Genomic DNA, 5622 nt, shown 5'->3' on the forward strand with positions numbered 1-5622 from the left:
GCCTCGATGATCCGCACGGCGTCATGGCGTCGCGCCGGACCGACCCGCGCGCTCACGCCAGATCCCCCGGCCCGAAGGCGTCCGGGAGGAGCTCGCCGAGGCGCACCGCGCCGCGAGCGGTGTGGACGACCAGGTCGGGGCCGCCGTGTTCGTGGAGGAGCTGCCGGCAGCGCCCGCACGGCGAGAGCGGCTCGCCGGTGTGGGTGACGACGACGAGCTCGAGCAGCCTCCCGCCTCCGGTGCGGTGGAGGTCCGACACGAGCGAACACTCGGCACACAGGGTCAGCCCGTATGAGGCGTTCTCCACGTTGCACCCGACGACGATCCGCTCCCGCCCGTCTCCCCGGCCAGCGGGCGACGTGATCTCCGGTTCCGTTCCCGCGGCGGCGCGGCCGACGGGGGGCCCGGCCAGCGCGGCGGCACCGACCCCCAGGCCGGAGTAGGGGCGGTACGCGTTCCGCGCGGCCGCCAGTGCCGCTTCGATGAGAGTGTCGACAACCGCGCTGCGTTGTGCTGCGGATTCGTCATGCGTCACGTCGATCTACCCCTCGGTAACCTCATTTAGGGTCGCCTAACAGGCATAACCCGCCCCGACCACGCTACCCACCCTGGTTTTCGTCAGGCAGATCTCAGGTCTAAAGTCCTAGTAGGCGCCCGCTGTGCTCTCGGGCCGGAACGCGCGCCGATGGCATCAGGCCCAGACGATTCGGAGGCACGACAAGCCCATGAGTACTGCGCAGGCGCCGGCGCGTCCGGCCCCCACAAAGAAGCTCAAGTTCTACAAGGGTGACCCGGGGATGTGGTCGTGGGTCGCCCACCGGATCTCCGGCGTCGCGATCTTCTTCTTCCTCTTCGTGCACGTCCTCGACACGTCGCTCGTCACGGTGAGCCCGGAGAGCTACAACGCGGTCATCGACACGTACAAGACGCCGATCGTCGGGCTGATGGAGATCGGCCTCGTGGCGCTCGTGCTGTTCCACGCGCTCAACGGCCTGCGCATCGTCCTGGTGGACTTCTGGTCCAAGGGCGCCAAGTACCAGCGCCAGATGCTGTGGACGATCCTGGCGATCTGGGTCGTGGTCTTCGCCGCCGCGACCGCGCGCCTCCTCTTCCTCCTCTTCGAGCACCTCTAAGGAGAACGATCACCATGGCAGACGCACCTGTTCTCCAGACGTCCTACGACCGCCCCGCCTCGCTGGCGCAGCCCCGGTCGCCGCGCCTCCGCTCGCGCTTCAACTTCGAGCGCACCGCGTGGATCTTCATGCGCTACTCCGGCGTCGCGCTGGTCATCCTCACCCTCGGCCACCTCACGGTCGGCCTCATGATCGACGAGGGCGTCCACCGCATCGACTGGGCCTACGTGGCCGATCGCTGGCAGAGCCCGTTCTGGGCGATCTGGGACATCCTCATGCTCTGGCTGGCGATGCTGCACGGCGCCAACGGTGTCCGCACCATCATCGCCGACTACTCGCGCAAGGACTCGACCCGGTTCTGGCTCAACTCGATCCTCCTCGTCGCGACCGTCCTGACCCTGGTCCTGGGCACCTACGCCATCTTCGGCCTCGCCTACGACATCTGATCGACGGCAGTATCCGTCCGGCGGACTTCACCTTTTTCGAAAGCGAGCACTGAGAAACCCATGACCGATCGTCAGGTCCACCAGCACCAGTACGACGTAGTGATCGTCGGCGCGGGCGGCGCAGGCATGCGCGCGGCCATCGAGGCGGGCCCGCGTACCCGTACCGCGGTCCTCACCAAGCTCTACCCCACCCGCTCCCACACCGGCGCCGCCCAGGGCGGCATGTGCGCGGCCCTCGCCAACGTCGAGGAGGACAACTGGGAGTGGCACACCTTCGACACGGTCAAGGGCGGCGACTACCTCGTCGACCAGGACGCCGCGGAGATCATGGCCAAGGAGGCCATCACCGCCGTCATCGACCTGGAGAACATGGGCCTGCCGTTCAACCGCACGCCCGAGGGCAAGATCGACCAGCGCCGCTTCGGCGGCCACACCCGTGACCACGGCAAGGCGCCCGTCCGCCGTGCCTGCTACGCGGCCGACCGCACGGGTCACATGATCCTGCAGACGCTGTACCAGAACTGCGTCAAGCACAAGGTCGAGTTCTTCAACGAGTTCTACGTCCTGGACCTGTGCCTCACGGAGACCCCCGAGGGCCCCGTCGCCACCGGCTGCGTCGCCTACGAGCTCGCGTCCGGCGACCTGCACGTCTTCCACTCCAAGGCCACCGTCTTCGCGACCGGCGGCTCGGGCCGCATGTACAAGACCACCTCCAACGCCCACACCCTCACCGGTGACGGCATGGCCGTGGTCTTCCGCAAGGGCCTGCCGCTGGAGGACATGGAGTTCCACCAGTTCCACCCGACCGGCCTGGCCGGCCTGGGCATCCTCATCTCCGAGGCCGTCCGTGGTGAGGGCGGCATCCTGCGTAACGCCGACGGCGAGCGCTTCATGGAGCGCTACGCCCCCACCATCAAGGACCTCGCGCCGCGTGACATCGTCGCCCGCTCGATGGTCCTCGAGGTGCGCGAGGGTCGCGGCGCCGGCCCCGAGAAGGACTACGTCTACATCGACGTGACCCACCTCGGCGCAGATGTGCTCGAGGAGAAGCTGCCCGACATCACCGAGTTCTCCCGCACCTACCTCGGTGTGGACCCCGTGACCGAGCTCGTGCCGGTGTTCCCCACCTGCCACTACGTCATGGGCGGCATCCCGACCAACGTCCAGGGCGAGGTACTGCGCAACAACGAGGACGTCGTCCCCGGCCTCTACGCCGCCGGCGAGTGCGCCTGCGTGTCCGTCCACGGCTCCAACCGCCTGGGCACCAACTCGCTGCTGGACATCAACGTCTTCGGCCGCCGCGCCGGCATCGCCGCGGCGGAGTACGCTGCGAACCACGAGTTCGTCGAGCTCCCCAAGGAGCCGGAGAAGATGGTGCGCGAGTGGATGGAGCGGATGCTGTCCGACCGCGGCAACGAGAGCGCGGCCGACATCCGTAGCGAGATGCAGGCCATGATGGACGACAAGGCGTCGGTGTTCCGCACCGAGCAGTCGCTCACCGAGGCCCGCGACGAGATCCGCGCGCTCAAGGAGCGCTACGAGCACGTCACGGTCAGCGACAAGGGCCGACGGTTCAACACCGAGCTCCTCGAGGCCGTCGAGCTGGGCTTCCTCCTGGAGCTGGCCGAGGTCACCGTCGTGGGTGCCCTCAACCGCAAGGAGTCGCGTGGCGGTCACTCCCGTGAGGACTACCCGGACCGCAACGACGACGAGTACATGAAGCACACGATGGCGTTCAAGGAGAACGGCCTCGATCTGCTCTCCGACATCCGGCTGGACTGGAAGCCGGTTGTGCAGACCCGCTACGAGCCGATGGAGCGTAAGTACTGATGACCACCGCAGTCGACACCACCAAGGCCACCGACGGCAGGGACCCGAACTCCAACCGGCCCGTTCCGCCCGGCTCGACCATGGTCACGCTGAAGATCGCCCGGTTCAACCCGGAGGATCCGGATTCGGCGGGTTGGAAGGAGTACGAGGTCCCGGCCCTGCCGTCGGACCGTCTGCTCAACCTGCTGATGTACGTCAAGAACTACATCGACGGGTCCCTGGCGTTCCGCCGGTCCTGTGCGCACGGCATCTGCGGTTCGGACGCCATGCTCATCAACGGCGTGAACCGCCTGGCGTGCAAGGTCCTCATGAAGGACATGCTCCCGAAGGACGGCAAGTCCATCACCATCACGGTGGCGCCGCTGCGCGGCCTGCCGGTGGAGAAGGACCTCTACGTCGACATGGAGCCGTTCTTCAAGTCGTACCGCGACGTCATGCCGTACCTCATCACGTCCGGCAACCAGCCGACCGCCGAGCGCATCCAGTCGCAGACCGACCGCGCCCGCTTCGACGACACCACCAAGTGCATCCTCTGCGCCTGCTGCACGACCTCCTGCCCCGTGTTCTGGGCCGACGGGTCGTACTTCGGGCCGGCGGCGATCGTCAACGCGCACCGGTTCATCTTCGACTCCCGTGACGAGGGCGCCGCCGAGCGTCTCGAGATCCTCAACGACGCCGAGGGTGTGTGGCGCTGCCGCACCACCTTCAACTGCACCGACGCGTGCCCCCGTGGCATCCAGGTCACGCAGGCGATCCAGGAGGTCAAGCGCGCGCTGCTGTTCGCCCGCTGATCATCTCCACACGGGGCGTTCCAGACGCCGCCGCGTGCCGGGGCCGCATCTTCCACGTCCGGAGGGTGCGGCCCCCCGCATTTCCGGCCCGCTCGCGGCCTGCTCTCTGCCCGCGTCACTGCGCACCTACTCATGCCTCCCATAGCCGCCTCTCGCCATGGCGTCTGGCGCGTACCGATGCGCGCGCGAGACGACATGTCCGCGCGCGGCTGTCGAAAGCTCCCGAGCGAGACGCCATCGGGAGGAGCGAGACGCCATCGCCGAGAGCGGCTGCGGGGTAGTTCGCGCGCGTCATGCGGGCCCCGGCGGGCCCGTCTCACGGCGGGTCCGGCCCGCGAACGCCTCGGCCGGTCATAGAATCTGGACCCGTGACCAGCCCCCGACGACGGCCCGCACACCGCGCCGCCGGCCTCGCGATCGCGGCCCTCGTCGCGCTGACGCCACTCGCCGCCGCGGGCCCCGCTACGGCCGTCGAGCCCGCGCCGGATCTCCCGCTCACGGAGGCGCCGCCGGCGGCCGTGTTGCCGTCGACCACCTCGTCGTCGTACTTCGACACCCCACGCGACATCACCGGTTGTCCCCACCGCACGACCCCGCCCGCACCGGTCGACGAGTCCGAGGTGCCGCTACCCGGGCAGACCGTGCCCGCCCCTCCCCCCGTCCCCGAGACCCCGCCGGGCGGTGACGCGCTGGTCGGCTGCGACGTCGTGGCCCCGGACGGTTTCACCACGCCCCGCGACGTCACGGCGAGCGCGTGGATGATCTCCGACCTCGACACCGGCGAGATCGTCGCCGCCCGCGACCCGCACGGTCGCTATCGCCCCGCCAGCCTCATCAAGACGCTGCTCGCCACGGTCGTCCTGGACACGCTCGACCCGGCGCGGATCGTCCACGTCACCGACGCCGACCTCGAGGGGGCCGAGGGCAGCCTCGTGGGCGTCGGCCCGGGCGGCGCGTACTCCGTCAAGCGGCTGCTCAGCGGGCTGCTCATGTCGTCAGGCAACGACGCGGCCGTGGTGCTGGCGCACCAGATGGGCGGGATCGAGCAGACCCTCGAGGCGATGAACGCCCACGCCGCGGCGATCGGGGCGCGCAGTACGTACGCCGCCACGGTCAACGGGCTCGACGGCCCCGGCATGATGTCCAGCGCCTACGACATGTCGCTGATCTTCCGCGACGCGATGACCCGTCCGGCGTTCGCGGAGATCGTCGCCACGCAGTCCACCGGGTTCCCCGGGTATCCCGCCGGCGAGGGCGCCGGCCCGCCCGACCCCGCCGAGGCGCCGCAGAACACCGGGCCGATCCTCCGCCCGGACGGCGTCACCGTCAACCCCGGCTTCGTCGTGGGCAACGACAATCAACTGCTCTACAACTACCCGGGCGCGATCGGCGGCAAGACCGGCTTCACGGACGACGCCCGCC

General features: G+C 69.1%; 6 protein-coding genes. 5 read left to right on the forward strand and 1 reads right to left on the reverse strand.

Annotation, left to right across the window (positions count from 1 at the left end; genetic code table 11):
* Window positions 1-52: 52 nt before the first annotated feature.
* Window positions 53-484 (reverse strand): cytidine deaminase, encoded by a 432-nt coding sequence (locus tag G6030_RS03810; RefSeq protein ID WP_223210184.1) that lies wholly within the window; start codon window positions 482-484, stop codon window positions 53-55.
* A gap of 241 nt (window positions 485-725) precedes the next feature.
* On the opposite strand from G6030_RS03810, the gene sdhC reads away from it, so the two are divergent.
* The 5 genes from sdhC to G6030_RS16825 all read left to right on the forward strand — a co-directional run.
* Entirely contained in the window at window positions 726-1133 is a 408-nt protein-coding gene (gene sdhC / locus G6030_RS03815; RefSeq protein ID WP_007629648.1) for a succinate dehydrogenase, cytochrome b556 subunit, read from the forward strand.
* Window positions 1134-1147: 14 nt separating this feature from the next.
* Window positions 1148-1579, forward strand: coding sequence for a succinate dehydrogenase hydrophobic membrane anchor subunit (locus G6030_RS03820; protein WP_007629650.1), 432 nt, complete (start codon window positions 1148-1150; stop codon window positions 1577-1579).
* Window positions 1580-1639: 60 nt separating this feature from the next.
* The gene (gene sdhA, locus G6030_RS03825) at window positions 1640-3409 is read left to right on the forward strand and encodes a succinate dehydrogenase flavoprotein subunit (protein ID WP_182642259.1); all 1770 of its coding nucleotides are present in this window, start codon (window positions 1640-1642) and stop codon (window positions 3407-3409) included.
* A complete protein-coding gene (locus G6030_RS03830; RefSeq protein WP_007629654.1) occupies window positions 3409-4200 on the forward strand; it encodes a succinate dehydrogenase iron-sulfur subunit in 792 nt (263 codons plus the stop codon). Before sdhA ends, G6030_RS03830 begins: the two co-directional genes overlap by 1 nt.
* Window positions 4201-4568: 368 nt before the next feature.
* Window positions 4569-5622: serine hydrolase (locus G6030_RS16825; RefSeq protein WP_182642260.1), on the forward strand; the 1054-nt coding region annotated here is incomplete at its 3' end.

It is taken from the genome of Dietzia sp. E1, assembly GCF_014145015.1.
Lineage (GTDB): Bacteria > Actinomycetota > Actinomycetes > Mycobacteriales > Mycobacteriaceae > Dietzia > Dietzia cinnamea_A.